This window comes from Thiomonas sp. OC7 (assembly GCF_900634595.1).
In the GTDB taxonomy this organism is placed as follows: Bacteria; Pseudomonadota; Gammaproteobacteria; order Burkholderiales; family Burkholderiaceae_C; genus Thiomonas; species Thiomonas arsenitoxydans.
In genome coordinates this window covers 1,144,360-1,171,274 of record NZ_LR131953.1, presented here as the reverse complement: position 1 = coordinate 1,171,274, position 26,915 = coordinate 1,144,360, and the positions used below count along the sequence as shown (strand labels likewise).

The 26,915-nt window shown below is 62.5% G+C and carries 26 protein-coding genes and 2 pseudogenes; 11 read left to right on the top strand and 17 right to left on the bottom strand.

What is annotated here, in order from left to right; translation table 11 throughout:
• Nucleotides 1-176 precede the first annotated feature (176 nt).
• The 3 genes from BIO17B3_RS05615 to BIO17B3_RS05605 are packed head-to-tail and all read left to right on the top strand — an operon-like array spanning nucleotide 177 to nucleotide 1,083.
• Complete coding sequence (locus tag BIO17B3_RS05615; protein ID WP_156053356.1) at nucleotides 177-539, top strand: hypothetical protein; 363 nt, start codon at nucleotides 177-179, stop codon at nucleotides 537-539.
• Entirely contained in the window at nucleotides 536-871 is a 336-nt protein-coding gene (locus tag BIO17B3_RS05610; RefSeq protein ID WP_156053355.1) for a hypothetical protein, read from the top strand. The genes BIO17B3_RS05615 and BIO17B3_RS05610 overlap by 4 nt, the downstream gene beginning before the upstream one ends.
• Nucleotides 868-1,083: a hypothetical protein gene (locus BIO17B3_RS05605; RefSeq protein WP_156053354.1), complete on the top strand. Its 216-nt coding sequence runs from the start codon at nucleotides 868-870 to the stop codon at nucleotides 1,081-1,083. Before BIO17B3_RS05610 ends, BIO17B3_RS05605 begins: the two co-directional genes overlap by 4 nt.
• A 9-nt stretch (nucleotides 1,084-1,092) precedes the next feature.
• Here BIO17B3_RS05605 and istB (BIO17B3_RS05600) read toward each other — a convergent pair whose 3' ends face one another.
• Nucleotides 1,093-1,896: an IS21-like element ISThsp10 family helper ATPase IstB gene (istB, locus tag BIO17B3_RS05600; RefSeq protein WP_013104582.1), complete on the bottom strand. Its 804-nt coding sequence runs from the start codon at nucleotides 1,894-1,896 to the stop codon at nucleotides 1,093-1,095.
• The gene (istA, locus tag BIO17B3_RS05595) at nucleotides 1,886-3,412 is read right to left on the bottom strand and encodes an IS21-like element ISThsp10 family transposase (RefSeq protein ID WP_156053024.1); all 1,527 of its coding nucleotides are present in this window, start codon (nucleotides 3,410-3,412) and stop codon (nucleotides 1,886-1,888) included. The genes istB (BIO17B3_RS05600) and istA (BIO17B3_RS05595) overlap by 11 nt, the downstream gene beginning before the upstream one ends.
• 133 nt (nucleotides 3,413-3,545) lie before the next feature.
• Here istA (BIO17B3_RS05595) and BIO17B3_RS19205 point away from each other — a divergent pair, with 133 nt between their 5' ends.
• Nucleotides 3,546-3,851 carry a hypothetical protein gene (locus tag BIO17B3_RS19205; RefSeq protein ID WP_370512635.1) on the top strand — a complete coding sequence of 102 codons (306 nt, stop codon included), beginning with the start codon at nucleotides 3,546-3,548 and terminating at the stop codon, nucleotides 3,849-3,851.
• An 80-nt stretch (nucleotides 3,852-3,931) separates the two neighbouring features.
• Here BIO17B3_RS19205 and BIO17B3_RS05585 read toward each other — a convergent pair whose 3' ends face one another.
• Complete coding sequence (locus BIO17B3_RS05585) at nucleotides 3,932-4,564, bottom strand: nitrate reductase associated protein (RefSeq protein ID WP_156053351.1); 633 nt, start codon at nucleotides 4,562-4,564, stop codon at nucleotides 3,932-3,934.
• 247 nt (nucleotides 4,565-4,811) lie between these two features.
• On the opposite strand from BIO17B3_RS05585, the gene istA (BIO17B3_RS05580) reads away from it, so the two are divergent.
• Together istA (BIO17B3_RS05580) and istB (BIO17B3_RS05575) are read left to right on the top strand one after the other, a co-directional pair.
• The gene (gene istA, locus BIO17B3_RS05580; protein ID WP_156053353.1) at nucleotides 4,812-6,353 is read left to right on the top strand and encodes an IS21 family transposase; all 1,542 of its coding nucleotides are present in this window, start codon (nucleotides 4,812-4,814) and stop codon (nucleotides 6,351-6,353) included.
• 12 nt (nucleotides 6,354-6,365) lie between these two features.
• A complete protein-coding gene (istB, locus tag BIO17B3_RS05575) occupies nucleotides 6,366-7,103 on the top strand; it encodes an IS21-like element helper ATPase IstB (RefSeq protein WP_156053352.1) in 738 nt (245 codons plus the stop codon).
• A gap of 261 nt (nucleotides 7,104-7,364) precedes the next feature.
• Here istB (BIO17B3_RS05575) and BIO17B3_RS19200 read toward each other — a convergent pair.
• Nucleotides 7,365-7,487: pseudogene (locus BIO17B3_RS19200) on the bottom strand (helix-turn-helix domain-containing protein); the annotation flags it as partial.
• 61 nt (nucleotides 7,488-7,548) lie between these two features.
• Here BIO17B3_RS19200 and BIO17B3_RS19195 point away from each other — a divergent pair.
• Complete coding sequence (locus BIO17B3_RS19195; RefSeq protein ID WP_370512634.1) at nucleotides 7,549-7,926, top strand: hypothetical protein; 378 nt, start codon at nucleotides 7,549-7,551, stop codon at nucleotides 7,924-7,926.
• Nucleotides 7,927-8,006: 80 nt separating this feature from the next.
• Here the strand turns inward: BIO17B3_RS19195 and BIO17B3_RS05560 are convergent, their stop codons facing one another.
• The 13 genes and pseudogenes from BIO17B3_RS05560 to BIO17B3_RS05500 form a co-directional block, all read right to left on the bottom strand.
• On the bottom strand, nucleotides 8,007-8,639 hold the full coding sequence (locus tag BIO17B3_RS05560; RefSeq protein WP_156053351.1) for a nitrate reductase associated protein: 633 nt from the start codon (nucleotides 8,637-8,639) through the stop codon (nucleotides 8,007-8,009).
• A pseudogene (locus BIO17B3_RS05555) lies at nucleotides 8,636-9,051 on the bottom strand (carbonic anhydrase); the annotation flags it as partial. The gene BIO17B3_RS05560 and the pseudogene BIO17B3_RS05555, both read right to left, overlap by 4 nt.
• A gap of 7 nt (nucleotides 9,052-9,058) precedes the next feature.
• Nucleotides 9,059-9,709, bottom strand: a complete 651-nt coding sequence (locus BIO17B3_RS05550; RefSeq protein ID WP_156053349.1) for a nitroreductase family protein — start codon at nucleotides 9,707-9,709, stop codon at nucleotides 9,059-9,061.
• Nucleotides 9,710-9,737: 28 nt separating this feature from the next.
• Complete coding sequence (locus BIO17B3_RS05545; protein WP_156053348.1) at nucleotides 9,738-10,418, bottom strand: peptidylprolyl isomerase; 681 nt, start codon at nucleotides 10,416-10,418, stop codon at nucleotides 9,738-9,740.
• A 17-nt stretch (nucleotides 10,419-10,435) separates the two neighbouring features.
• Nucleotides 10,436-11,122: a respiratory nitrate reductase subunit gamma gene (narI, locus tag BIO17B3_RS05540; protein ID WP_156053347.1), complete on the bottom strand. Its 687-nt coding sequence runs from the start codon at nucleotides 11,120-11,122 to the stop codon at nucleotides 10,436-10,438.
• A 4-nt stretch (nucleotides 11,123-11,126) separates the two neighbouring features.
• Nucleotides 11,127-11,882, bottom strand: coding sequence for a nitrate reductase molybdenum cofactor assembly chaperone (gene narJ, locus BIO17B3_RS05535; RefSeq protein WP_156053346.1), 756 nt, complete (start codon nucleotides 11,880-11,882; stop codon nucleotides 11,127-11,129).
• A 2-nt stretch (nucleotides 11,883-11,884) separates the two neighbouring features.
• Entirely contained in the window at nucleotides 11,885-13,408 is a 1,524-nt protein-coding gene (gene narH, locus BIO17B3_RS05530) for a nitrate reductase subunit beta (protein ID WP_013106762.1), read from the bottom strand.
• 24 nt (nucleotides 13,409-13,432) lie between these two features.
• A complete protein-coding gene (locus tag BIO17B3_RS05525; protein WP_156053345.1) occupies nucleotides 13,433-17,242 on the bottom strand; it encodes a nitrate reductase subunit alpha in 3,810 nt (1,269 codons plus the stop codon).
• A 24-nt stretch (nucleotides 17,243-17,266) separates the two neighbouring features.
• Nucleotides 17,267-18,652 carry a NarK family nitrate/nitrite MFS transporter gene (locus tag BIO17B3_RS05520; RefSeq protein WP_156053344.1) on the bottom strand — a complete coding sequence of 462 codons (1,386 nt, stop codon included), beginning with the start codon at nucleotides 18,650-18,652 and terminating at the stop codon, nucleotides 17,267-17,269.
• An 18-nt stretch (nucleotides 18,653-18,670) separates the two neighbouring features.
• Nucleotides 18,671-19,990, bottom strand: a complete 1,320-nt coding sequence (locus BIO17B3_RS05515) for a nitrate/nitrite transporter (RefSeq protein ID WP_156053343.1) — start codon at nucleotides 19,988-19,990, stop codon at nucleotides 18,671-18,673.
• 141 nt (nucleotides 19,991-20,131) lie between these two features.
• Nucleotides 20,132-20,536, bottom strand: coding sequence for a hypothetical protein (locus BIO17B3_RS05510; RefSeq protein ID WP_156053342.1), 405 nt, complete (start codon nucleotides 20,534-20,536; stop codon nucleotides 20,132-20,134).
• A gap of 24 nt (nucleotides 20,537-20,560) precedes the next feature.
• Nucleotides 20,561-21,238: a response regulator gene (locus BIO17B3_RS05505; RefSeq protein WP_013106757.1), complete on the bottom strand. Its 678-nt coding sequence runs from the start codon at nucleotides 21,236-21,238 to the stop codon at nucleotides 20,561-20,563.
• Entirely contained in the window at nucleotides 21,228-23,159 is a 1,932-nt protein-coding gene (locus BIO17B3_RS05500) for a type IV pili methyl-accepting chemotaxis transducer N-terminal domain-containing protein (protein WP_156053341.1), read from the bottom strand. The genes BIO17B3_RS05505 and BIO17B3_RS05500 overlap by 11 nt, the downstream gene beginning before the upstream one ends.
• A 223-nt stretch (nucleotides 23,160-23,382) precedes the next feature.
• Here BIO17B3_RS05500 and BIO17B3_RS05495 point away from each other — a divergent pair, with 223 nt between their 5' ends.
• From BIO17B3_RS05495 to sufC, 4 genes are all read left to right on the top strand, one after another.
• Nucleotides 23,383-23,580, top strand: coding sequence for a DUF3079 domain-containing protein (locus BIO17B3_RS05495; protein ID WP_079668507.1), 198 nt, complete (start codon nucleotides 23,383-23,385; stop codon nucleotides 23,578-23,580).
• A 323-nt stretch (nucleotides 23,581-23,903) separates the two neighbouring features.
• A complete protein-coding gene (locus BIO17B3_RS05490; protein ID WP_156053340.1) occupies nucleotides 23,904-24,599 on the top strand; it encodes a class II aldolase/adducin family protein in 696 nt (231 codons plus the stop codon).
• Nucleotides 24,600-24,633: 34 nt separating this feature from the next.
• Nucleotides 24,634-26,079 carry a Fe-S cluster assembly protein SufB gene (gene sufB, locus BIO17B3_RS05485; protein WP_156053339.1) on the top strand — a complete coding sequence of 482 codons (1,446 nt, stop codon included), beginning with the start codon at nucleotides 24,634-24,636 and terminating at the stop codon, nucleotides 26,077-26,079.
• A gap of 63 nt (nucleotides 26,080-26,142) precedes the next feature.
• A complete protein-coding gene (gene sufC / locus BIO17B3_RS05480) occupies nucleotides 26,143-26,913 on the top strand; it encodes a Fe-S cluster assembly ATPase SufC (protein WP_156055235.1) in 771 nt (256 codons plus the stop codon).
• The last annotated feature ends 2 nt before the right edge of the window (nucleotides 26,914-26,915 follow it).

Genomic DNA, 26,915 nt, shown 5'->3' with positions numbered 1-26,915 from the left:
AGTGGTGAATCCAAATCTCGCGGTCTTTCGGTCGTGATGCATGGATCAGGAGTCTCTGACCATGCACTCTCAGCGTGTCGAAAGTTTGAGCCAAGCCCAACGCGAGAGCTTGGCGTATATCGACTTTCGTCTGTACTACATGGGTGAAGTTGGGCGGCCTGACTTGACTAGCCGCTTTGGCCTGGCACCCGCAGCACTTTCGCAACCCGATCTCTGTAGCCAAGGCCAAAAAGGCCATCAGCGATTACAAAAAAGCGGTTGGTCAGCCCGAGGGCTTGGCCGAACTCACGGTGTTTTACTGCGAGGAAGTGTTCGATTTTCTGGCCGGATGCGGCATGGACGACGATGGCTTTTATGACGCGCTGGTGCGGATGTTCGAGCAGGCGCTCAAATACGTGCTGGCCTTGCCCAAGGCGCAGCAGAAAGCATTCCTCGCCCGGCTCGACCGAGTGCGCCAACTCGGCCAGGACGTCGGCTGGGGCGTGGGTGATGACTTTGATCACATCTGGTCGGAGGCCGGATTGGAGGGGGACGAATGAACAAATCCGAGAAGGCTGTGCTGGGCGCCTGGCGCATTACCGGCATGGAAGTCTGGGACGCTGACTACTTTGATAGCGAAGTTCCGGCGCATATCAAGCTCCGTGACGATTTGACGGGCGCGTTCCAATTCGGCTTGGTGCAGGGCGACATCGATGCTCGTGTCGGCGGGGTTGGCGGCGTGGCGCGTGTCGAATTCTCCTGGTCAGGGTTCGACGAGAACGACCCGATGAGCGGGCGCGGCTGGCTGGAGGTGACAGGCGATCAGGCGCAGGGGCGTATCTTCATTCATCTGGGCGACGACTCGGCTTTCACTGCGGTTCGCGCCGGATGAACGGCTCGGAGGTCGATCTGGCCTTGGAGCTGAAAGCCCTCCAAGTCGAAAACGCCCGCCTGATCTCACTGCTCGAATCTCATGAGATCGAATGGCGGGCGCTGCCACAGCCAGTAGTTGCCGAACAGGAGCCCGAGCCATCCCGGTTTGTTGATTTCCATGCAAACCTGACCCACTATTTTCATCTCGATCTGACCCACCCTTGTTTGTGAACTTGAAGCTCACGTTGTGGATAAGTTCTTGGGTATCTTCTCCTTCTTGGTCGTCTGTGGGGGTTGCTGTGCAGAGCTGTTTTTGAACCGGAAGCTGTCGTTACCGGTTTCCAGAATATGGCAGTGATGCGTTAGCCGGTCTAGCAGTGCCGTGGTCATTTTGGCATCCCCGAACACGCCGGCCCATTCGCTGAAGCTCAGGTTGGTGGTGATCACGACACTGGTGCGCTCGTACAGCTTGGACAGCAGGTGAAACAGCAAGGCACCGCCTGAAGCGCTGAACGGCAGGTAACCCAGCTCATCGAGAATCACCAGATCGGCATAGGCCAGCCGGTGGGCCAACTGTCCGGACTTGCCGTTGGCCTTCTCCTGCTCCAATGCATTGACCAGCTCCACCGTGGACAAGAACCGAACCCTGCGGTGATGGTGCTCAATGGCCTGCACACCGAGGGCTGTGGCAATGTGGGTCTTGCCAGTGCCGGGCCCGCCCACGAGGACCACGTTGTTGGCATCCTCCAGGAACGCGCACCGATGCAACTGGCGCACCAGGGCTTCGTTCACTTCGCTGTGCGAGAAGTCAAAGCCTGCCAGGTCCCGATACGCCGGGAATCTTGCCCCCTTCAACTGGTAGGCCACCGAGCGCACTTCTCGCTCGGCGGTCTCCGCTTTGAGTAACTGCGACAGGATCGGCTGGGCTGCCTCGAAAGCGGGAGCACCTTGCTCGGCCAGTTCAGTGACCGCCTGGGCCATGCCGTGCATCTTGAGCTCGCGCAGCATGATCACGATGGAAGCGATGGCAGGGTCATGACGCATAGCGGACCTCCCTCAGTTGGTCATAGCGAAGCACGTTGGCCTGGGGTTCCACAGACAGCTTGAGTGCCTGGGGAGAGGTGACAGGCGCCGGGGCCGGCTTGCCATCGAGCAAGCGGTGCAAGACATTCAGGATGTGGGTCTTGCTGGCGGCTCCGGCCTCCAAGGCCAGTTCCACCGCCGCCAGCACAGCCTGCTCGTCGTGGTGCAGCACCAGCGCCATAACCTCCACCATCTCCCTATCTCCACCCGGCTGTTTCACGAGTGCAGCCTGCAGTCGCTTGAAGGCTCCAGGCAGCTCCAGGAACGGAGCACCGTTGCGCAGGGCCCCGGGCTTGCGCTGCAGCACCGCCAGGTAGTGGCGCCAGTCGTAGACGGTCTGGCCAGCGCCATGGTGGTTGCGCTCGATCAGGCGCTGATGCTCACAGACGATCTGGCCCTCGGCCGCGACAACCAGGCGATCCGCGTAGACCCGCAGGCTCACAGGCCGATTGGCATACGGCGCTGGCACGCTGTAGCGGTTGCGCTCGAAGTGGATCAGGCAGGTGGGCGAGACCCGCTTGGTGTGTTCCACAAAGCCATCGAAGGGCCGTGGCACCGGCATCAAGGCGGCCCGCTCCTGGGCCCAGACGTGAGCTACGGTACCCGGCAGCTTGCCATGCGCAATCTCGCGCCATAGCGCCTGGCAGCGTTGTTCCAGCCAGACGTTGAGCTCGTCGAGGGCCGGGAAGGCCGGCACGACTTGCCACAGCCGGTGGCGCGCATCACGCACATTCTTCTCCACCTGGCCCTTCTCCCAGCCGGAGGCGGGGTTGCAGAACTCGGCCTCGAACAAGAAGTGGCTGGCCATGGCCGCAAAGCGTGCGTTGACATCCCGTTCCTTACCCCTGCGAACCCGATCCACAGCGGTGCGCATGTTGTCATAGATACCCCGGCGCGGCACGCCACCGAACACCGCAAAGGCGTGGTTGTGCGCGTCAAACAGCATCTCGTGGGTCTGCAGCAGATAGGCGCGCAGGTAGAACGCCCGGCTGTGGCTGAGCTTGAAGTGCGCCACCTGCAGCTTGGTGCGCACTCCGGCAATAACCGCCCAGTCCTCACTCCAGTCAAACTGAAAGGCCTCACCTGGGCCGAAGGTCAGGGGCACGAAGGTGCCACGGCCCGTAGTCTGCTGGGCCACCAGGCGCTCCTCGTGCCAAAGCCGGACGAAGGCCGCGACGCGGTTGTAGGAGCCCGGGTAGCCCAGGGTCTGTAGATCCGCGTGCATCTGCTTGACGGTGCGCCGCTGCTTGCGTGATCGGCCAGCCTCGGCCTTGAGCCAGCCAGCGAGTTTGCCAGCGAAAGGATCGAGCTTGCTGGGGCTGACCCGCTTGGCGTAGTGCGGTTCGGACTCGCCTGCGCGCAGGTACTTGCGGATGGTGTTGCGAGAAAGACCGGTGCGGCGGGAGATCTCGCGGATGGACATCTGCTCGCGCAGGGCCCAGCGTCTGATAACACTCAGTGTTGCCACGTCTATCACTCCTGGTCTCCTGCTGCTTAACAAAGCAGCAGGTTAGGGTTAGTACGTGGGTCAGATTTAGATGGAAATCCTGGGGGTTACTGGGTCAGTTCTGGATGGAAATCAACAGTCCAGGAAGCAGCGAGCGGCGCTGGTGGCTGATCTGGATACACTTGCGCCCGATGCGCCGCGCGTCCTCCTGTCCACCGGAAAGCTGGTGGGCGAGGGATTCGATCACCCGCCGCTCGACACCCTGGTCCTTGCGATGCCGGTGTCTTGGAAGGGGACGCTGCAGCAGTATGCCGGGCGCCTGCACCGCGAGCACGCCAGCAAGACTGACGTGCGGATCATCGACTTTGTGGACACCGGTCACCCGGCGCTGCTGCGGATGTGGGACAAGCGCCAGCGTGGGTACAGGGCGATGGGGTATCGACTCGGTGGCAACGTATCGGTGGCGTGACGCCACTGGCATGGGCGAATCACGCGATCGGGGCCAACCAAGGCGACCCGTCAGGCATCAAATCTGCCACACTGTTGCAATCAGGTTCGGGTTGGCTTGTTGCATGGGAGTTCAGGTATCGGTGCCAACAGCGCATCGGCCGTGGTCGAGCAGCCCCTCTCTTTGGGCGCAGACTGAGAGCACAAGCCGAACTCCCGCAGGGCAAGAGTGAAGTTGCGATTCCTGTGACCCGGCCGGGTCAGTTTGAACAGGGTGAAGCGTTGCAGGGCGTTGAGTTCTGACCAGGCACGCGGGCCATCAAGTCGCAGGGCCTTATCCACAGCGGCTTGCCGCACGCGATCCGGCAGATACAAGCAGTTCCATTCCAATTCCTCCTGGCTTGCAGGCATTCTGACCACCCGGGTCTTGGCCTGATGGACGATGGCCTGCACGAGCAGGTGCCGATAGCGTCTCTTCCCTCCAAGTGGATCGAGGTCCTCGGTGATGAGTCTTTTGCGCGTTGCCAGATCGAGGGTTTGCCAGTCTTGCAGCGAGAGTTTGATCCGGCACTCATCAAGTCTGTAGCGCACGAGCATGGGCATGCAGCACAAGGTCTTTGCGTAGTCCGATTCGAAGTTGAACAGCAGCGAACTGACCTCTGCAATTGGGGGCAGGATGTCGAGCTGCGCCGAAATGGACTGGCGCACCGCGTCGCCTAGATCTGCGATATTCATAGGGCGTGGGGCAGAGCTGTCGGCTGGCCGTCATCGGCGGGAGCGTCGGCATAGGGGCCCGTGCCGNTGCGTATTTCAGCCCATCGTGGACGGGATTTCAGGCTGATCGTGGACGGGATTTCAGCGTGATCGTGGACGGCGTTTCAGGCTGAACGTGGACGCTGTTTCAGCGTGAACGTGGACGCCGGGAGGCGCGCAAGTGATCCCCTGAGCGGGTCTAGGCTGGTCGATTTTTTGATCGAAGCCGATGCCCACAACCAGAATCACGATGCGCCAGATCCGAGAAGCATTACGCCTGCACCTGCAGGTTGGGTTGACCTATAGCGAAGTGGCCCGCGCGCTCAAGCTGTCCAAGAGCGCGGTGGGCAAGTACGTGTCGCTGGCCCGGGCGGCCGGGGTGGACTGGGCGGTGGCCCAGACGCTGACCGACGTCGAGTTGCAGGGGCGGCTGTACCGCCCGCCGGTGCCGCGCGCCAGCGATCAGCTCGCCCCCGATTTCGCGGTCATTCACCAGGAGCTCAAACGCCCCGGCGTGACCCTGATGCTGCTGTGGGAGGAGTACGCCCGCGGTAACGCGCAGGCCTACAAGTACACGAGTTTTTGCATCAAGTACCGCGCGTGGGCGCAGCGCCTCAAGCGCTCCATGCGCCAGGTGCATGAGGCGGGCGAGAAGCTGTTCGTCGACTACGCCGGGCAGACCGTGCCGATCACCGACCCGACCACCGGCGAGATCAGCGCCGCGCAGATCTTCGTGGCCACGCTGGGGGCGTCGAGCTACACCTACGCCTGCGCCACGCCGCGCCAGACCACCGCCGACTGGATCGGCGCGCAAGTGCAGGCGCTGGAGTTCTTCGGCGGCGTGCCGCGGCTGATCGTGCCCGACCAGGCGCGCGCGCTGATCAAACATCCCGACACCTACGACCCGCTGCCCAACCGCACGTACGAGGAGTTCGCCCGCCATGACGGCTGTGCGCTGCTGGCCGCACGCCCGGCGCACCCGAGAGACAAACCCAAGGTCGAGGGCGCGGTGCTCCTGGTCGAGAGGTGGATTCTGGCGCGGCTGCGCAACCGCCGCTTCTTCAGCCTGGTCGAGCTCAACGCGGCGATCGCTGCGCTCATGGCCGATCTGAACCTGCGCCCGTTCCAGAAGCTGCCTGGCTGCCGCCGCGACGCCTTCCTGTTGCTCGACGCCCCGGCACTCTCGCCCCTGCCGCCCACGCGCTATGCGGTCGGGCGTTGGAAGCAAGCCAAGGTCAACGTCGACTACCACGTCGAGTTCGAAGGCCATTACTACAGTGTCCCGCACCGCCTGGTGGGCGCCACGGTGGAGATGCGCGCGGGCGCCGGGTTACTGGAGATCTTCCACGCCAACCAGCGCGTGGCCTGCCATGCCCTGAACGCCCGGCGGGGTCAGCACTCCACCACGCCCGAGCACATGCCGGCCTCGCACCGCGCGCACCTGGAGTGGACCCCGGCCAAGCTCATCGCGTGGGGCCAGCGCATCGGCGGGGCCACCGCCGGCGTGGTGGCCTGGCAACTGGAGAACCGACCACATCCCGAGCAGGGCTACCGCGCCTGCCTGGGCCTCAAGCGCCTGGCGCGCGAGTACACCCCGGCGCGCCTGGAAGCCGCCTGCGCCAGGGCGCTGGCGATCCGCTCGCCCACTTACCGCAGCGTGGCCTCGATTCTCAAGAGCGGGCTCGATCGCCAGCACGCCTATCCCCCCACGACGGCGTCCACCGCCTTGCCCGAGCACGAGAACGTGCGCGGCGCCGATTACTACCACTGAAGGAGAAGCACGATGCTCAATGAACACACCCTCAACCAACTGCGCGCGCTGCGCCTGGACGGCATGGTCCACGCCCTGACGGAGCAGGCCAGCCGCTCGACAGCCGCCGCCCTGGGCTTCGATGAGCGGCTCACGCTGCTCGTGCAAAGCGAGATCGCCTGGCGGGACGACCGCCGCCTGCAGCGCCTGCTCAAGGCCGCCCGGCTCAAAGTCTCCGCGGCCTGCGTGGAGGACATCAACTGGCGCGCCAGCCGCGGCCTCGACCGTCACCTTGTCGCCAACCTGGCCGGCGGCGACTGGCTGCGCCAGGCGCACAACGTGCTCATCACCGGCGCCACTGGGTGCGGCAAGACTTGGCTGGGTTGCGCCCTGGCGCATCAGGCCGCGCGTTCAGGTTTCTCGGTGCTCTACACGCGCTCGGCGCGCCTGTTCGGCGAACTGCAGGTCGCCCACGGCGACGGCAGCTATGCGCGGCGCATGACGCAACTGGCCAAGCTGGATTTGCTGCTCATTGACGACTTCGCCATCGCGCCCATGGGCGCTGCCGAGCGCAACGATCTGCTCGAACTGCTCGACGACCGCGTGGGCAGCCGCTCTACGCTGATCACCAGCCAGCTTCCGGTCAAGGCGTGGCATGCCTACCTCGACGACCCCACCCTGGCCGACGCCATCCTCGACCGCATCGTGCACAGCAGCCACAAGATCGAGCTCAAAGGCCCCTCGCTGCGCGAGAAGGACAAAGACCAATGATCCCCCAGAACCGCCGCCATCGCCGCGCCGAACACGCCTTATCCACCGCGGCGGCCGGTCCGTCGCAAGCGCCGTCCGCCGCCGTGGATAAGGCTGCGCAGCAGCCCCTCACCGACCGCTTCGCGACAACCGTTTCAGACGGATCGTGGACGATTGAGATACATTGAAACCCATCGCTTGCGCGCACCCCGGCGCGTCCACGATCACGCTGAAACGCCGTCCACGATCAGACTGAAACAGGCGTCCACGATCACTGAAATCTGCACGCAGGTACTTGCGGATGGTGTTGCGAGAAAGGCCGGTGCGGCGGGAGATCTCGCGGATGGACATCTGCTCGCGCAGGGCCCAGCGTCTGATAACACTCAGTGTTGCCACGTCTATCACTCCTGGTCTCCTGCTGCTTAACAAAGCAGCAGGTTAGGGTTAGTACGTGGGTCAGATTGAGATGGAAATCCTGGGGGTTACTGGGTCAGTTCTGGATGGAAATCAACAGTCCAGGAAGCAGCGAGCGGCGCTGGTGGCTGATCTGGATACACTTGCGCCCGATGCGCCGCGCGTCCTCCTGTCCACCGGAAAGCTGGTGGGCGAGGGATTCGATCACCCGCCGCTCGACACCCTGGTCCTTGCGATGCCGGTGTCTTGGAAGGGGACGCTGCAGCAGTATGCCGGGCGCCTGCACCGCGAGCACGCCAGCAAGACTGACGTGCGGATCATCGACTTTGTGGACACCGGTCACCCGGCGCTGCTGCGGATGTGGGACAAGCGCCAGCGTGGGTACAGGGCGATGGGGTATCGACTCGGTGGCAACGTATCGGTGGCGTGACGCCACTGGCATGGGCGAATCACGCGATCGGGGCCAACCAAGGCGACCCGTCAGGCATCAAATCTGCCACACTGTTGCAATCAGGTTCGGGTTGGCTTGTTGCATGGGAGTTCAGGTATCGGTGCCAACAGCGCATCGGCCGTGGTCGAGCAGCCCCTCTCTTTGGGCGCAGACTGAGAGCACAAGCCGAACTCCCGCAGGGCAAGAGTGAAGTTGCGATTCCTGTGACCCGGCCGGGTCAGTTTGAACAGGGTGAAGCGTTGCAGGGCGTTGAGTTCTGACCAGGCACGCGGGCCATCAAGTCGCAGGGCCTTATCCACAGCGGCTTGCCGCACGCGATCCGGCAGATACAAGCAGTTCCATTCCAATTCCTCCTGGCTTGCAGGCATTCTGACCACCCGGGTCTTGGCCTGATGGACGATGGCCTGCACGAGCAGGTGCCGATAGCGTCTCTTCCCTCCAAGTGGATCGAGGTCCTCGGTGATGAGTCTTTTGCGCGTTGCCAGATCGAGGGTTTGCCAGTCTTGCAGCGAGAGTTTGATCCGGCACTCATCAAGTCTGTAGCGCACGAGCATGGGCATGCAGCACAAGGTCTTTGCGTAGTCCGATTCGAAGTTGAACAGCAGCGAACTGACCTCTGCAATTGGGGGCAGGATGTCGAGCTGCGCCGAAATGGACTGGCGCACCGCGTCGCCTAGATCTGCGATATTCATAGGGCGTGGGGCAGAGCTGTCGGCTGGCCGTCATCGGCGGGAGCGTCGGCATAGGGGCCCGTGCCGCTATGGGCCGATTCGGAGGACGGAATGAAGCGACCTCCGCGCACATCGAACACATGCACCTGACCCTCTTCGATCACATAGTGCCAACCGTGCAGACTGGGCAGACTGAGGTTGTGTTGCTCGACGCGCCGACGCACCATGGGGTAGTCCATCAAGCGTTCGAGTAGCAAAACGACCGCTCTCTGCTCTGTGCGGCGCGGTACTTCGGGCCCAGGGTCGGCGGCGGGCAGGATGGTCTCTTTCCCCAACGCCAGCCAGGATTTAGATTGCGGGCTTCGGTCGGGGCTTCTCCATACAGCGCGCCTCCGGCCTCGTGCCCATGAGCAGATGTGGCACGACGCGCGAGCAGGTCATCAGGCATGGCCGTTCGCGCAGTTCAATTCGGATACGAACAGGACCGGGTCAGGCCGTGGGCGGATGGGCTTGCGCCGGTCTGCAGTACCGATGGCGACGAAGCACACGGCCTGCTCGTTGTGCGCCAAGGCAAACAAACGGCGCAAGCGGGCGGTCTGCATGGCCTGACCGCTGACCAGGCCAGAGCCAAATCCATCGGCATGGGCGCTGAGCAGCAGGTTTTGAATCGCACAGCCCAGAGAGATCAACCGTTCCTGCAATGGAATCTCGGGGTGATCGTCTGTAGCGTCACGCACGATGGCCAGCGCGACGAATGGCCCGCGGTGCGCCTTGTCGCGAGCCTCTGCCAGTTCCTTGTCACTGGCGCTGGCGTCGCGCTCCCGCAGGGCCTGAGCGAAAACCTCGCCAAGTGCAGCACGGCTTGCTGCGGGCACCACAACGAAGCGCCAGGGAAGAATCTGCCCATGATCCGGCGCCGCCGCTGCGGCTTGAAAATAGGCGTGAATCTGCCGCGCATCCGGCCCTGGCGCGAACAGGCGCTTGGGGGCGAGCTGCTGCCGGGTTTGAATCAGCGTTGCCGTGAGGTCGGCATAGGCGGTGCGCGCCACGGCGCCCGGTGCGGGCGTGTCGAGTATCGAGACGGCAGACATGGTGTGACTCCGGCCGGTTTGGCGGCCTTCAGTTTTGCGGGCTGGGGCAGGCAACGGGCGGCGTAGAGCCCTCTGACGGCATGGCATGCTGCTCCAAGTCTTCAGCATAGAGTTGCAGCGCCCTCACCAGTGATTGCTGTCTGAGGGTCTGTGCGACCTGCGCCTGCACCGCCTCGAACGGAGGCAACTGCCCCCGGGCGATACGGGCAATACGCACGATATGCAGGCCAAAACGGGTGCGCACCAGTCGCGGCAGCAGGCCCGGCTCAGCATGTTCCATCAAGGCTTGCCAGAACTCGGGCACGCATTGGTCGGCGGTGAGTTGGCCCAGGTTGCCGCCGATCTGGGCCGACGGACAGTTGGACAAGCCGCGCGCCATCTCGGCAAAGCCGCTGCTGTCGGCCATCAGGGCGTAGAGGGTATCTTCGGCCTTGTGGCGCAGGGCGTCGATGGGGGTGGACGGTGTGACGGCAAACAGAATGTGGTCGGCCTCAACCATATCGCCCTGGCGCAGGGCGTCAGCGTGCTGCACGTAATAGCGTTCGCATTCAGCCACGCCTGGCTCCGGCGTTTGCACATCATGCTGCAGCACCGCTTCAAGCAAGGTTTCATCGTCATCGGCCTGGATGCCGAGTTCGGCGGCGCGCTGGCGCAGGCGATCCAGCACGACTTCGGTTTGCATGTCGGGTGCGGAAATTGGGGTGTCCATTCGAGTCTCCTCAGGTCTTAGCGCTTGCTGCGAACCAGTTGCCAGGGGCGCAGCAGATAGCCCACGGAAGCGAAGCCGCTCCAGATATGTACCAGGCGGGTGAAGGGGAAGATCAGAAACAGGGTCAGGCCGAAGAAAATGTGCACCTTGAAAATCAAGGATGCATGTTCCATGTAGGCGGCTGCGGCAATGCCCTGGAAGGTGACGATGTGCTTGGCCCAGGACATGAGCGCGAGCATTTCCACGCCGTCGGTGTGCTGCGCCGACTCGATGATGGTGGACAGACCCAGCAGCAAGGTCGCCAGCAGCCACAGCAGCGTCACCCAGTCCATCGGTTTGGTGTTGGCGGCGATGCGCGGATCGCTGATGCGGCGCCAGATGAGCAGCACCAGACCGATGAAAATCAGCACGCCCAGTGCGCCGCCGGTGACCATGGCGATGATCTGCTTGGTATGCGGCTCCAGCCCGAGCGCCTCAAAAAAGGCGAGCGGTGTGAGCAGGCCGAAAAGATGGCCGAAGAACAGGCCGATGATGCCGACGTGAAACAGATTGGAGCCCCAGCGCAGCGTGCCGGTGCGCAGCATCTGGCTCGATTCGCTGCGCCACAGATACTGCTCGCGGTCGAAACGCACCAGGCTGACGCCCAGAAAGATGGTGCCGGCGATGTAGGGGTAGACGCCGAAGAAAAAGTCGTTCCAGTTCATGATGTCAAACTCCTGCAGAGTGAGGTTGCGCAGCGCGTGGCATGAACTGCACGGTCTGCACGGAAGGCTTTGCCTGCTGCGGGTTACAGGCGCCGAGAAAGTCCACCGGCTCCTCGGCCCACACCGCATCGAGTCCGGCGGGAGTCCAGTCGGCGGGCAGCCCTTCTTTCTGGATGTCGCGCGGGCCGGGGGTAGGCGGCCGTGTCTCTTGTCCCATCTGCTGTTCCACCAAGGCGCGCCAGTCGTTCACACCGCAGAGGCGGCAAACAGCGGCCGTAACGGCCACCCAGGGGGATTCCCGACGGTCGAGCGCGACGGTGAGATGCGCCACCAGGAGCGCGACCTCTTCCAGCGCTTCCCGCGCCGCGCTCGGGTCGAGAACCGAGCAATATTCGAGATAGACCGGCAGGTAATCCGGCAGCTCTTTGGCCTGCAGGTCGAGGCCGACTTCCTGGTATTGCGCCAGCAGGTCGACCATGGCCTGGCCGCGATCACGCGAGTCGCCATGCACCTGCTCGAACAGATTGAGCGAGGTGCTGCGACCGCGGTCGAAGGTGTCAACGAACTCGGCTTGCAAGTCCATCAGATCGGCGGCGGTCATATGGTCGATCAGGCCACGCAGCGATTCACGCGGGGCAGGCTGGTCGGGCTCAAGTGCGCCCAGCACCGAGGCGAGATCGGCGAGATGCGTCTGCATCGCCTCGCTCGGGTAGTCGAGCAGCAGCGCCAGAGCGCGTAATTGTCGGGATAGATCGTGCATGATTACATCTCCGCTTTGATGGCAAAGGTGCGGCGCTTCTTACCGCTGAACAGCGAGGGCGCGGACTCTCCGTCCGAGCAGCCGTTGCCGAAGGTGAAGCCGCAGGATCCCTTCAGGTCGAAGGCGTTTTCGGCATATTCGCGGTGGGCAGTCGGAATGACGAAGCGGTCTTCGTAATTGGCAATCGCCAGGATGCGGTACATGTCTTCCACCATGGCTGCAGGCATGCCCACCTGCTCGATGGCCGCCACATCGGCCGCGCCATCGACATGCTTGCCCCGCATATAGGCGCGCATGGCCAGCATGCGTTCGAGCGCCCGCTTGACTGGGGCGATGTCGCCCGCGGTCAGCAGGTTGGCGAGGTATTGCAGCGGAATGCGCAGTTGCGACACATCGGGCAGCGCGCCGTTGTCGCTCACCATGCCGCTTTGCACCGCGGTCTGGATGGGCGAGAGCGGCGGCACATACCAGACCATCGGCAGGGTGCGGTATTCCGGGTGTAGCGGCAGGGCGATCTTCCACTCCATCGCCATCTTGTAAACCGGCGAACGCTTGGCGGCCTCAAGCCAGGCATCGGGCACGCCGTCGCGCCGGGCCTGATCGATGACTTGCGGGTCATGCGGATCGAGGAAGATGCCGAGCTGCGCTTCGTAGAGATCCTTCTCGTTGGCCACGCTGGCAGCTTCTTCGATGCGGTCGGCGTCATACAGCAGCACGCCCAGATAGCGGATGCGGCCCACGCAGGTTTCCGAACACACCGTGGGTTGCCCGGCTTCGATGCGCGGGTAGCAGAAGATGCACTTCTCGGACTTGCCGCTTTCCCAGTTGTAGTAAATCTTTTTGTACGGGCAGGCCGAGATGCACATGCGCCAGCCGCGGCACTTGTCCTGATCGATCAACACGATGCCGTCTTCCTCGCGCTTGTAGATCGCCCCGGATGGGCACGAGGCGACGCAGGCCGGGTTCAGGCAGTGCTCGCACAGCCGCGGCAGATACATCATGAAGGTTTTTTCAAACTCGCCGTAGATGTCCTTCTGCATCGCCTCGAAGTTGGCGTCGCGGCTGCGTTTGGCGAACTCGCCGCCGAGAATCTCCTCCCAGTTCGGGCCCCACTCGATCTTTTCCATTCGCTGCCCGCTGATCAGACTGCGCGGACGTGCGGTAGGCGCGGCCTTGAGTTCGGGCGCCTTGTGCAGGTGCTCGTAGTCGAAGGTGAAGGGCTCGTAATAGGCGTCGATTTCCGGCAAGTTGGGGTTGGCGAAAATCTTCATCAGGATGGACAGACGCGAGCCCTGCCGGGGCTGCAGCTTGCCGCCTGCCGTGCGAGTCCAGCCGCCCTTCCATTTGTTCTGGTTTTCCCATTCCTTGGGGTAGCCGATGCCGGGTTTCGTTTCGACGTTGTTGAACCAGGCATATTCCATCCCGGGTCGTGTGGTCCAGACCTGTTTGCAGGTCACGGAGCAGGTGTGGCAGCCGATGCATTTGTCGAGGTTGAGCACCATGCCGATCTGGGCGCGAACTTTCATTGTGTTTCTCCTGTTGGCGTGGGGTCAGGCTTGCGGTTCGATGTGGTGCGGGCGCTCGTGGCTGTAGGTCGGGCCCGCAGGCTCGTCCATCCAGTCCACCTTGTCCATCTTGCGCACGATGCAAAAGGCATCGCGATTGGAGCCGATCGTGCCGTAGTAATTCAGGCCAAAGGAGAGCTGCGCATAGCCGCCGATCATGTGCGTTGGTTTGAGCACCACGCGGGTGACCGCGTTGTGCACACCGCCCCGGGCCTGGGTGATCTGCGACGCCGGGGTATTGATCGTGCGCTCCTGGGCGTGGTACATCATGGCCATACCTGGTTTGACGCGCTGGCTGACCACGGCGCGGGCGACGAGCGCGCCATTGGCGTTGAACACCTCGATCCAGTCGTTGTCGACGATTCCTGCCTCTTTGGCATCGTCCTCGGAAATCCACACGCAGGGTCCGCCACGGCTGAGCGTGAGCATGATCAGGCCATCGGCATAGGTGCTATGGATGCCCCACTTTTGGTGCGGCGTGATCCAGTTCAGCACGATTTCCTTGTTCCCGGCGAACTTGCCAAGCACAGGCTGGACGGCCTTGAGGTTGACCGGGGGGCGATACAAGGCAAAACCTTCGCCGAAGGCCCGCATCCAGGCGTGGTCCTGGTAAAAATGCTGCCGCCCGCTCAGCGTGCGCCAAGGAATGTTTTCATGGACATTGGAGTAGCTGGCGTTGTAGCAAATCTTTTCATCGATGATGCCCGACCAGGTCGGCGAGTTGATCACCCGCCTGGGCTGCGCCACGATGTCCCGGAAACGAATCTTCTCGTCTTCTCGCCCCGCAGGCATGTGGCTGAGATTCAATCCGGTTTTTTTCGACAAGGCAGCCCAGGCCTTGGCAGAGACGTTTCCATTGGTTTCAGGCGAAAGCATCATCACCATCTCGGTGGCGTCGATGTCGCTCAAAATCCGCGGCCTGCCTTCAGCCGGGCCGGATTCACTGACCCGGCCGTTGAGTGCGCCCAGAGCTTGGACCTCCTCGCGCGCATCCCACGAAATGCCATGACCGTGACCGCCGTCTGGTTTGTCCATCAGCGGCCCAAGCGATGTGAAACACTGGCTCACATGGGGATAGTCACGCTGCACCTCGGTGATGTTCGGAGCGGTCTTGCCGGGAATGAGTTCCACTTCCCCGCGTTTCCAGTCGCGCACCTCCAGTCCCTGACCGAGTTCCGCTGCGCTGTCATGCATCAACGGGGTGAGCACCACATCGCGCTCGACGCCGAGGTGCCCGACGCAGACCTCGGAAAACTTGCTCGCGATCCCTTTGAATATCTCCCAATCCGAACGTGCCTCCCAGGAGGGATCGACTGCCGCCGACAGCGGATGGATGAAGGTGTGCATGTCGGTGGTGTTGAGGTCATTTTTCTCGTACCAAGTCGCCGCAGGCAGCAACACGTCGGAGAACAAACCGGTGCTACTCATGCGAAAGTCCAGTGTGACCAGCAGGTCGAGCTTGCCTTCGGGGGCATCGTCGCGCCACTGCACTTCGTGCGGGCGTGGATCATCGGGGCCGAGTTCGCTACCGAGCACACCGTTGTTCGCTCCGAGCAAATGTTTGAGGAAGTACTCCGAACCCTTGCCCGAGGCGCCCAGCAGGTTGGAGCGCCAGACGAACATATTGCGCGGCCAGTTCACCGGGTTGTCCGGGTCTTCGCAGCTCATGTGCAGCGATCCGCTCTTGAGGCCGTTGACCACATGGTCTTTGGCGGAAAGCCCGGCTGCTGCGGCGTCGCGCGCCAGGTGCAGGGAATTGGCCTGGAGCTGCGGCGCAGAGGGCAGCCAGCCCATGCGCTCGGCGCGCACGTTGTAGTCGATCATGCTGCCGCCGAATGCCTTGGGATCGGCCAGGGGCGAGAGGATTTCATCGACCCCCAGTTTTTCGTAGCGCCACTGATCGGTGTGCGCGTAGAAAAAACTGGTGGCATTCATCTGGCGAGGCGGTTTGACCCAATCCAGTGCAAACGTCAGCACCGACCAGCCCGATTGCGGGCGAAGCGCCTCCTGCCCGACGTAATGCGCCCAGCCGCCGCCGGGCACGCCGATACAGCCGCTCATCATCAGCATGTTGATGATGGCCCGGTAATTCATGTCGGCGTGGTACCAGTGGTTGATCCCGGCGCCGAGGATCACCATTGAGGTCCCATGCGTCTTGTCCGCGTTGCTGGCAAATTCCCGGGCGATGCGTTCGACAACGTCAGCGGGAACGCCGGTGATTTTTTCCTGCCAGGCAGGGGTGTAGGGAACATTGTCCGCGTAGCTTTTGGCGCAAGGATGGGGTTCTTCGCCGAGACCACGGTCGATCCCGTAGTGCGCGGCAAGAAGGTCATACACGGTGGCGACCCTTGCGGCGGTTTGCTCCCCCCGGTCGTCCACCAGACTCAGTGTGCGGTAGGGAACCTTGCGGATCAGGACGTCGTCCTGAACATTGCCCGGATGGTGTTCGGCGTGCACTCCGCCAAAGTACGGAAACCCGACCTCGGCTGCGCCGTCCATGCGCTCGATCAGGGTGAGGGCCAATTCACATTCCTTGTCGCTGCGCGCGTCGCGCGGCTGCAGATTCCATTGGCTCCTGGCCTCGCCCTGCGCTTGCCAGCGAAAACCGATCGAGCCATGCGGCAGCACCACCTCGCCTTCACTGCCGAAGGCCACGGTTTTCCACTCGGGGTTGTCACCCTGCCCAAGCTTGTCGGCAAAATCGCTGGCGCGCAGCGTGCGGCCTGCTGTGAGCACCTTGCGCCCGTCGGGCAAGGTGCGTTCTTCCAGGCGCACCAGCAAGGGCATGTCGGTGAGGCGACGGCAATAGTCGAGAAAATAGGCCGAAGGCTTTTCGCCGAAGTGGAATTCGCGCAGGATCACATGGCCTAACGCCATGGCCATCGCCGCGTCGGTGCCCTGTTTGGGATGCAGCCACTCGTCGCTGAGCTTGGCGACCTCGGAGTAATCGGGCGAAACCGCCACGGTCTTGGCCCCGCGGTAGCGCGCCTCGGTGTAGAAATGCGCGTCGGGCGTGCGGGTCTGCGGCACATTCGAGCCCCAGGCCATGATGTAGTTGGCGTTGAACCACTCGGCCGACTCGGGGACGTCGGTTTGTTCCCCCCAGGTCTGCGGCGAAGCGGGCGGCAGGTCGCAATACCAGTCGTAAAAACTTCCCATCACACCGCCAAGCAGGCTGATGTAACGCGCGCCCGAGGCGAACGACACCATTGACATGGCCGGAATCGGCGAGAACCCGAAAATGCGATCGGGCCCGTAGGTCTTGATGGTGTAGGTGTTGGCGGCAGCGATGAGTTCGTTGACATCGTTCCAATCCGCACGCACAAAGCCGCCCATGCCGCGCAGCTTCTGGTACTCGCTGCGCTTGGCCTTGTCCTGCACGATGCTGGCCCAGGCGTCGACCGGGCCCAGGGTCTTGCGCGCCTCGCGCCACATTTTCATCAGGCGGCCGCGCACCATCGGGTACTTCACCCGGTTGGCGGAATATTGATACCAGCTCGCCGAGGCGCCGCGCTGACAACCCCGCGGCTCGTGGTTGGGCATGTCGGGATGGGTGCGCGGGTAGTCGGTCTGCTGCGTTTCCCAGGTGACGATGCCACCCTTGACATAAATTTTCCACGAGCACGAGCCGGTGCAGTTCACGCCGTGAGTGGAGCGCACGATCTTGTCGTGTTGCCAGCGGCCGCGGTAGGCGTCTTCCCAGGTGCGGTCTTCGGTGGTGACCTCGCCGTGGCCATCGGCAAACTTGGGCCGGGATTTGGTGAAGTGGGTCAGGCGGTCGAGAAAATGACTCATGATGGTCTCCGTGGGTTCAGGGTATTAGCAGGGCATCGGGGCGTTCTTGCGGCTGTAGTTCCACCAAGTCACGAGCACGCACAGCACGTAAAAGGCGATGAAGCCGTACAGCGCAGCCTGCGGGCCGCCGGTCATGGCGATGGAACTGCCGTAGCTCTTGGGAATGAAGAACGCGCCGTAAGCCGCGATGGCCGAGGAAAAACCAATCACCGCAGCCGCTTCCTTGTTGGCGTCTTTCACCGCCTGCTCCTGCGCAGCAGGGCCTTGTCCGGCAGCGGCGCGCGTGCGATCGGTGAGGAAGATGACCGGAATCATGCGGAAGGTCGAGCCATTGCCAATGCCCGTGGTAGCGAACAGCAGCATGAACGCAGCGAGAAAGCCGGTGAAGTTGCCGCCTACCCCGCCTTGCGGCAGGAAATACAGCACGGCGACGACACCCAGCGCCATGAGGATGAAGTTCCAGAAGGTCACGCGCGCGCCGCCGAGCCTGTCGGCCAACCAACCGCCGACCGGACGAATGAGGGCGCCGACGAACGGCCCGAGCCAGGCATAGTCCAGCGCGACGATGCCGGGAAACTGCGACTTGATCAACAGCGGAAATCCTGCCGAGTAGCCGATGAACGAACCGAAGGTGCCGGTGTAGAGCAGGCTCATCAGCCAGGTATGCGAGCGCCTGAAAATCACCGCCTGATCGGCGAAGGATGCTTTGGCGTCGGCCAGATCATTCATGCCGAACCAGGCCGCCAGAGTGGAGGCGATGATGAAGGGCACCCAGACAAGCCCGGCGTTCTGCAGCCAGATCGGTGCACTCTTTCCCCCCGTCACGGCGGTCTGCGGATCGCCGCTGAGCACGCCATAGACCGCTGCGGTGATGACCAGCGGCACGATGAACTGCACGATGGACACGCCCAGATTGCCCAGCCCGGCGTTCAGTCCCAGCGCCAGGCCCTTCTGCGCCTTGGGAAAGAAGAAGTTGATGTTGGCCATCGATGAGGCGAAGTTGCCGCCGCCAAAACCGCTGAGCAAGGCCAGAATGACAAAGATCTCATACGGGGTCGAAGGGCTCTGCACCGCGTAATAGATGCCCAGAGCGGGCAACAGCAACGAGGCGGTGGAAATCGCCGTCCAGCGCCGCCCGCCAAAGATCGGCACCATGAAGGAATAAAAGATGCGCAGCGTGGCGCCGAACAGGCCGGGCAGCGCCGCGAGCCAGAACAACTGATTGGTCGAAAACTTGAACCCGACCTGCGGCAGCTTGACCACCACCACCGACCACACCATCCACACCGCGAAGGCGAGGGTCAGCGCCGGAATGGAAATCCAGAGATTGCGTTGCGCAATCATCTGTCCTTCGCTTTTCCAGAACGCGGGGTCTTCCGGGTTCCAATGTTTGATGACCTGACTGGACATGTTGTTTCTCCTGGAATCTCAATGGCGATCGGCAGCAGCAGGCTGGCCGTGCGACAGGCCGCCTCCAGATGCTTTGGGGTTGTTCGATGGGGAAGCCGGCTTGAACACATCGGTGCGGCGGACCTCGGTGAAGAACATCCACACCAGCGAAACCGAGACCACGCCATACATCAGCATGAAGGCCGAAGAGCGAATGCCGGTGAGGTCGAGCAGCGCGCCGAACAGGATGGGAAGCAGAAAGCCGCCCATGCCGCCTGCCAACCCGACGATGCCCGAGACCGTGCCGATATTGGCCGGATAGTCGTCGGCGATGTACTTGAACACGCTGGCTTTGCCGAAAGCGAAGGCGATGCCGAGGATGAACATCAGCGCGGTGAAGGCGTAGACATTCGGGCCGATGTGGAAGGTCGTCGGCCCGCCGGTGGTCTGCACCGTGAGCTGGGTTTGCGGGTAAGACAGCAGAAACAGCGCCACCCAGCTCACCCACAGCACCCACCAGGTCACGCTGTGCGCGCCGAATTTGTCGGACAGCCAGCCGCCCACCGCGCGCAACACGCCGCCAGGCAACGAGAAGGCCGCGGCCAGTAGTGCGGCCACAGGCAGGCTGAGTTTGTATTCGCCGACGTAGTACTGCACCATCCACAGCGCCAGCGCCACATAGCCGCCGAACACGATGCTGTAGTACTGGCTGTACTTGAGCACGCCGGGATCGCGCAGGGCCTTCAACTGATCCATGAAACGGGTCTGTCCCTGCACCACATGGCTTTTGTCGTGGTGGCTGAACACCCAGAACAGAATGACCGTGCCGAGCATGACGGCGGCATACACATGCGGCACCATGGTCCAACCGAAGGTCACAACCAAAGCCGGAGCGAGAAATTTGTTCACTGCCGCGCCGGCATTACCCGCGCCGAAAATGCCCATCGCCAACCCCTGGCGCTCCTTCGGAAACCAGCGGGCCACATAAGGCGTACCCACCGAGAACGAACCTCCGGCCAGACCGATGAACAGACCGATGGTCAGGTATTGCCAGTACTGTGTGGCATAAGACAGCATCCAAATGGGGATGACGGTAACCGCCATGATGGCGGCAAACACGATGCGGCCGCCGTAGCGATCCGTCCAGATGCCCAGCGGCACGCGGATCAGCGAGCCGCTGAGCACCGGCATGGCGGTCAGCAGACCGAATTCGGTGGCGTTGAGTCCGAGGGTTTTCTTGATGGGGATGCCGATGACGGCAAACATCATCCACACCATGAAACACACCATGAAAGCCCAGGTGCTGACGATCAGCACCGACCAGGCTTGCCGGTTGTGTTGCTGCACATTCGCGACCATGACGAATCTCCTTGTCGATAAGGAGACTCTAGAAACCGCTGGTCTTTTGCGGTATCGACCTGAAGGCGGAGAAAGGCGCTGGGCGCCCTGCTCCGCCGAACTACTCCGAAAGAAGGAGTGAAATCCCGTTCAGGAGCAGATTCAGCGCAGTTGCACCAGACGGCCGGAGTGATCGAAAGTCAGAAAATGGTCGATCTGGCCCATGCGAATGTTCTCGATCAGCTCGGTGAGGGTCTGCTCCACCTCTGCGAAGTCGGGAATCGCCTGGTCTGGAAGGGCCTGCGTGGTGACGAACACCATGTCCCAGGGTGTGCCAGTGTGCCGAGACTCTTCAACCAGCGTTTCGAAATCCGACAGATCGTCTGGTGATTTGTCCACCGCCATGACGGGCACGAGCGCGCCGCCACCGCCCGCCGCATGACGGGCGCGCTGCGCCGGACTGGCATCTTCCGGAAGTTCGATGGCAGCGAAAACAAAGTACAGCCGTTGCGGCAGCTCCTGTTGTTTTGCGGCGCGCAGGAGATCGGAGAAATCGGCGATTTGCATGGTGTAGTCCCGAAGAGATAGAGATCAAACCGACAGGCCATGTTCGCTGGCATACACGGCGATCTGCACCCGTGAACTGAGGTCGAGCTTGCGCAAGATACTCTGTACATGCACCTTCACTGTGGTTTCAGCGATGTCGAGTTCGCGTGCGATGACCTTGTTGCTTGCGCCACGAGCGATGGCCGCGGCGATCTGGCGCTCGCGGGGGCTGAGCGGCGTTTTCTCGCTCTGCGCGTTCGCCGGGAGGGCTTCCTTCGCGGAGTCCGTCGTTTCTGGAGCGATGAAGGCTTGTGCAAGTTTTGCGGTCATGTCGGCGCCGATGACGACTTCTCCGCGCAGCGCACGCTGAATGCCGCCGATCAGCTCGTCGGTCTCGCAGGTCTTGAGCAGATAGCCGCTCGCTCCGGCGCGCAGCGCCGCGCCGAGGTCGGCCGCCTCTTCGCTGACGGTGAGCATCAACACGCGGCTAGCCGGGGCGGCCTGCCGCAGACTCTCTACGGCGTCGATGCCTCGAACACCCGGCAGATGGTTGTCGAGCAAAATAATGTCGGGCTGCAACTGCGTGGCCAGCCGTAGCGCCTCGCCCGCATCGCCGGCCTGGCCGACCACCTGCATGGCAGGCGCTTCACCGAGCAAGGCCACCAGGCCGCGACGAAACAGCGCATGGTCGTCGACCAGCAGAATGCGGATGTCAGGTGGCATAGGGAGAAATCTCGGTGTTTCGTGTTGCGCGTGCAGACGCGGCGGCCGGGAATTCCGGCAGTTCCAAGGTGACGCGCACACCGCCTTTGGGCTGGGCTTCGATGCTCAAATGCCCGCCGATGGCGGCGGCGCGCTCTCGCATGATCTGCTGGCCCACATGGGCCTGTCCATCCTGGGCGATGACCTCCGGATCATAGCCACGGCCATCGTCCGAGACGACAAAGCGCCAGCGCGGCAGGCTGTCCACCACCAGCCGGGCCTGCGTGGCCTTGGCATGTTTACGGATGTTGGACAGCGCTTCCTGCACGATGTGCAGCACCTGAATCTGCACGTCCGGATCGAGCGGCTGGCCATGCCCGTGAAACACCAGGTCGACGGATAGACCGCTTTGCAGCTCGAACTTCTGCACCGTGCTGCGCAGCGCCGGCTCGATGTCCTGCTCTTGGGTGCGGGTGCGAAAGTGCAGCAGCAGCTCGCGCACATCGGCCAGACTTTCCTTCACGCCCACATCGAGCTCGCTCACCACCTGTTCGATCTTCCCCACCTTGCCCGCCTGCAGGGCCGTGCGCAGCAATTGAAGCTGAATTTTCATGAACGCCAACGATTGCGCGATGGAATCGTGCAGCTCGCGTGCGAGGAAAGCCCGCTCCTGCGACACCGCGGCCTCGCGTTCCAGCGCGGCGCTGCGCAGGCTTTCCATGGCTGCAGCCAGGTGGCCCGCGAGGGTGTCGAGCAGGGCATGCTGCGCTTCATCGGCGGATTGCTCGGCGTGGAAGAACAGATCGATCTCGCCGAGCAGGCGCTGCTGCGCCCGCACGGGAATGCTCAGCAGCGTGGCATAGCCCAGACGTTCACACGCCACACGCCCAGGCAGCGCTCGCCCTTCGGGCTGGAGCCGGTGAAACTGCACGATCTGCGGGCCGCCGTGATGCTGCGCCTGCCCGCAAAAGCAGGTGTCCGACATCAGACACTGCTCTTCTTCGGCCAGTACCGCGGGCAATCCATCGGAGGCCAGCAGCAGGTAACGGCGCGCTGATTCATCGGTCCAGCGCAAGGCAGCAGCATCCGCTCCGGCGATGCGCCGCACGACTTGGACGAACGACTGCGACAACTCGTCCAGGCTTTGTGCCTTCGACACCAGCGCACTCACCTCATACAGCGCCGCAAGACGCTGCTGCTCGGTGCGCAGGGCGGCCGTCTTTTGCCGCACCCGCTCCTCCAATTCGTCATAGACAGCCTGTAGTTGTCCGGCCATGCGGTTGAACCCGATGGCGAGATCGCCGAGCTCGTCGGTGGTATTGATGTCGACCCGTGCCGAGTAATCGCCCTGCTCAAGCGCTTGCACGCCTCGACTGAGGCGCCCTACCGGATCGAGCACAAATAGGTAAGCTGCGTAGAACATCAACAGCGCTCCGATCACTACCAGAACGGCCAGACCCATCTGAAACGCGTGGAGCACAGTCGTCCAGAAATCCAGGCGATGCTCTATGGATCTGACGAAAGCATCGATTTGTGTGACGAACTGGTTAACTTCCTCTCGCGGCACGGGGTGGGCTTGTGATGCGCTTTCCCAGCGTGGTTGCAAACTCTGCCAGTGCGCACGCACGGCGTCGTAGCGCTGGCGAATGATGCCATCCCAAGGAACATAAAGAGGTCGTGACGGGCTGCCCGCGCGCAGCAACACAAGATTGTCCTGGATAAGCTGCAGATCGGAGGAAAGTTGGGTGTCGTCGAGGTCCTTCGCGGACAGCGCCACTTTGTAGCTGAGCATGCGCAATTGCCCGGCGACGTTAACCGCCGCCGCGCCGCCCTCGAGATTCCAGGAAATCCATAAGGTCGCTCCAACGGACATCAATGACAACAGCAGGAACGTCCCAGAGAATAGGGCGATTTTGGCGGTGAGTGTCCAGTTGCGTTTCATGACGGCATGGCGTGCGGTTCGAGCGCAGATTGTCCCCGCAGGGCGCGATCCTGTCGATTTGGTGACGGTTTGACGTGTATCAGGAACGCAGCACAGTTTCTGGTGTCCCATGAAAACGTCCTCAGACGCGCTTCGTTCGCGTCAGACTCCCAGAGGGGATGAGGCAATTTTGGGCGGTTTGGCATGTTCTCGTAAAGCGAAAACGGAAGGCAAACCGATTGCTATGACTTTCGAGCAGAAAAAATTCCCCAATCATCCGGCACACCCTGAACGCATTTGCTGGGGATGTAGCCGGTACTGCCCGGCCGACTCCATGCGCTGCGGAAACGGCTCCGAGCGCACACAGCACCCCGTTGAATTACTAGGTGAGGACTGGATGGACTTCGGTCTTGACGCAAAAGAAGCAAAAAAGGCAAAGTAAAGCAAGGCGCGACGTTGATTGCATGATTTCTTGCCGCACGCCGTAGCTCTGACTCGCTCAAGTCACTCCTTTGAGTAGCTGATTTTCCACAGGGCATTCAGATTGCCCTCGGGCGATTTGCAGCCTCTGCTGATCACTTCGATGACCTCCCCTTCCTGAGAAGGGGTATTGTGCTGAGGAGTTCACCCGCACCCTTTAAGTGGTAAAAACATTACCTATTCAAGGCATTCCATGGCGTGATCTGGGCGTCAGCTTTTCGACTTATAGCTGGGCCACACACCCGAGCAATACCGCACCACCTCATAAATGAAATCATCCCCCTCATGAACACCCCACCGACACTCGCTCCTGAATCCTCCACACCAATCGCGCAGGCTTGCAGCGCCCTGCATGCGGCGTACGCCAAAGGCTGGATCACCCACCGTGATGGCAATATCTCGGTGAGCGATGCTGCGGGCGATGGATTCTGGATTTCACAAAGCGGCGTGATCAAGGCACAGCTGAATGTCGCGCAGATGCTTCACGTCCCCGCGGACCGGCTAGTGCCTGGTCGCGCCATTACTGCACCCGCTGGAGCTTCCGGAGAATTCGCGTTGCATCAACTGCTGCAGGTGCTGCTGCCAGCGGGTTTCAACACTGTGTTGCATCTGCATCCGACTCATATCGTGGCGGCGATGTTCGCCAACTGGGATTTGCGTGAGCTGTCCGAGCAATTCCCGGAGGTGACCCGCTATACCCGGGTCGGGCGCAATGTGCCGCCGTTGGTGGCTACCAGCGAGGAACTCGCGCGGGCTTGCGCCGCGTCCTTCGCTCCGCCGCAGAGCGACATGCCGCATATCGTCGGTCTGGATCGTCATGGCTGCGTTGCCATTGGTCACTCGCCTTTTGATGCCTTCGAGCATGTGGAGCGGCTGGAACATGTGTGCCAGATGGTTTTGGCTTCGGGTGCGAGGCACACGGCAATCGCCCAAACGGTGGCATCAGGCATCAAAGCCGCCCAAGCTATCCAAACCGCCTGAGGACAGCCCCAAGTCCTTCCAAGGAAGAGACCGCATGAACCAGAGCAATCCCTCACTGGTCGAATTTCTCGAACGCGATTACGCCGCGGGCTTCATCTCGCCGATTGAGTCCGACCTCGCTCCCAAAGGGCTGGGCGAAGACATCATCCGGCTCATTTCCGCGAAAAAAAATGAGCCGGAGTTCCTGCTGCAATGGCGGCTGAAGGCGTATCGTCACTGGCTGACCCTAGCCGAGCCGACCTGGGCCAAGATCCACCATCCGCCCATCGACTACCAGGCGATTCATTATTACGCTGCCCCCAAGCGCGACAAGGCGCCAAAAAGCCTCGACGAGGTCGACCCTGAGTTGCTGCGCGTCTATGAAAAACTCGGCATCCCGCTGCACGAACGCGCCGCGCTGGCTGGGGTGGCGGTGGATGCGGTGTTCGATTCGGTGTCGGTGGCCACTACTTTCAAAGACAAGCTGGCGCAGCACGGCATCATTTTTTGTTCATTCTCCGACGCGGTGCAAAACCACCCCGAACTGGTGCAGCAATACCTCGGGACGGTGGTGCCGCCGGGAGACAACTTCTTCGCCGCGCTCAACGCCGCGGTGTTCACGGACGGCAGCTTCGTCTACATCCCCAAGGGGGTGCGCTGCCCGATGGAGCTGTCAACCTACTTCCGTATCAACGCCAAGGACAGCGGCCAGTTCGAGCGCACGCTGATCATCGCCGACGAGGGCGCGCAGGTCTCGTACCTGGAAGGCTGTACCGCGCCACGACGGGATGAAAACCAGCTCCACGCCGCGGTGGTGGAGATCATCGCTCTCGACGACGCGCGGGTGAAGTACTCGACGGTGCAGAACTGGTACCCCGGCGACAAGGACGGCAAGGGCGGCATCTACAACTTCGTCACCAAGCGCGGCGAATGCCGCGGCGCCCGCTCGCACATTTCCTGGACGCAAGTGGAAACCGGCTCGGCGATCACCTGGAAGTATCCGAGCGTGCTGCTGCGCGGCGACGATTCGGTCGGCGAGTTCTATTCGGTGGCGCTGGCCAACCATTTCCAGCAGGCCGACACAGGCACCAAGATGATCCACATCGGCCGCAACACCCGAAGCACCATCGTCTCCAAGGGCATTTCCGCAGGACGCGGCAGCAACACCTACCGCGGCCTGGTCAAGGTGCTGCCCAAGGCCGAAGGGGCGCGCAACTACACGCAGTGCGACTCGCTGTTGATCGGCGACCGCTGCGGCGGGCACACCTTTCCCTACATCGAAGTGCGCAACCCCAGCGCGCAGGTCGAGCACGAGGCGACGACCTCGCGCGTCGGCGAAGACCAGCTTTTTTACTGTATGCAGCGCGGCATTTCCGCAGAGGACGCGGTGGCGCTGATCGTCGGCGGCTTCGCCCGGGAAGTGGTCAAACAACTGCCGATGGAATTCGCCGTCGAGGCTCAGAAGCTGCTGGGCGTGAGCCTCGAAGGCAGCGTGGGCTGAAACGCCAAAGAGGAAATGAAAATGCAAATGCCAGCCAAGCTTCAACCGCAAGCGACGCAGCCGCTGTTGCAAATCCGTGGCCTGCAGGCCGAAATCGACGGCAAAAGGGTGCTCAATGGCATCGATCTCGACATCGCCCCCGGCGAGGTCGCCGTCATCATGGGGCCCAACGGATCGGGCAAGACCACGCTGGCGCAAGTACTCGCCGGGCGCGAGCTCTACCGCGTGACCGGCGGCACGGTGCGCTTCGACGGCCAGGATCTGCTGGCGCTGCCACCGCAGGAGCGCGCGCTCGCCGGGCTGTTCCTCGCGTTTCAGTACCCGGTGGAGATTCCCGGCCTGTCCAACGTCTACCTGCTCAAGGCCGCGCTCAACGCGCAGCGCAAACACCGCGGTCTGCCCGAGCTGGACGCGATGGAATTCCTGCAACGGGTCAAAGCGCTGATGCGTGAACTCGGCATGGACGAGAAGTTCCTGCAGCGCGGGGTCAACGAAGGTTTTTCCGGCGGCGAGAAAAAGCGCAACGACATGCTGCAAATGGCCTTGCTGCAGCCGCGCTTGGCCATCCTCGACGAAACCGACTCGGGGCTGGACGTGGACGCGCTCAAGGCCGTGGCGCAGGCAGTCAACGCCATGCGCTCACCCGAGCGGGCTTTGGTGCTGATCACCCATTACGAGCGGCTGCTGGAAGTCATCGTCCCCGACCGCGTGCATGTGCTGTGGCAAGGCCGCATCGTCGCCTCGGGCGGGGCCGAATTGGCGCGGCGCATCGAGCGCGAGGGCTATGCCTGGCTGCAGCAGGGCGCGGCTCTGGCGAGTACGCAGGAGGTCTGAGC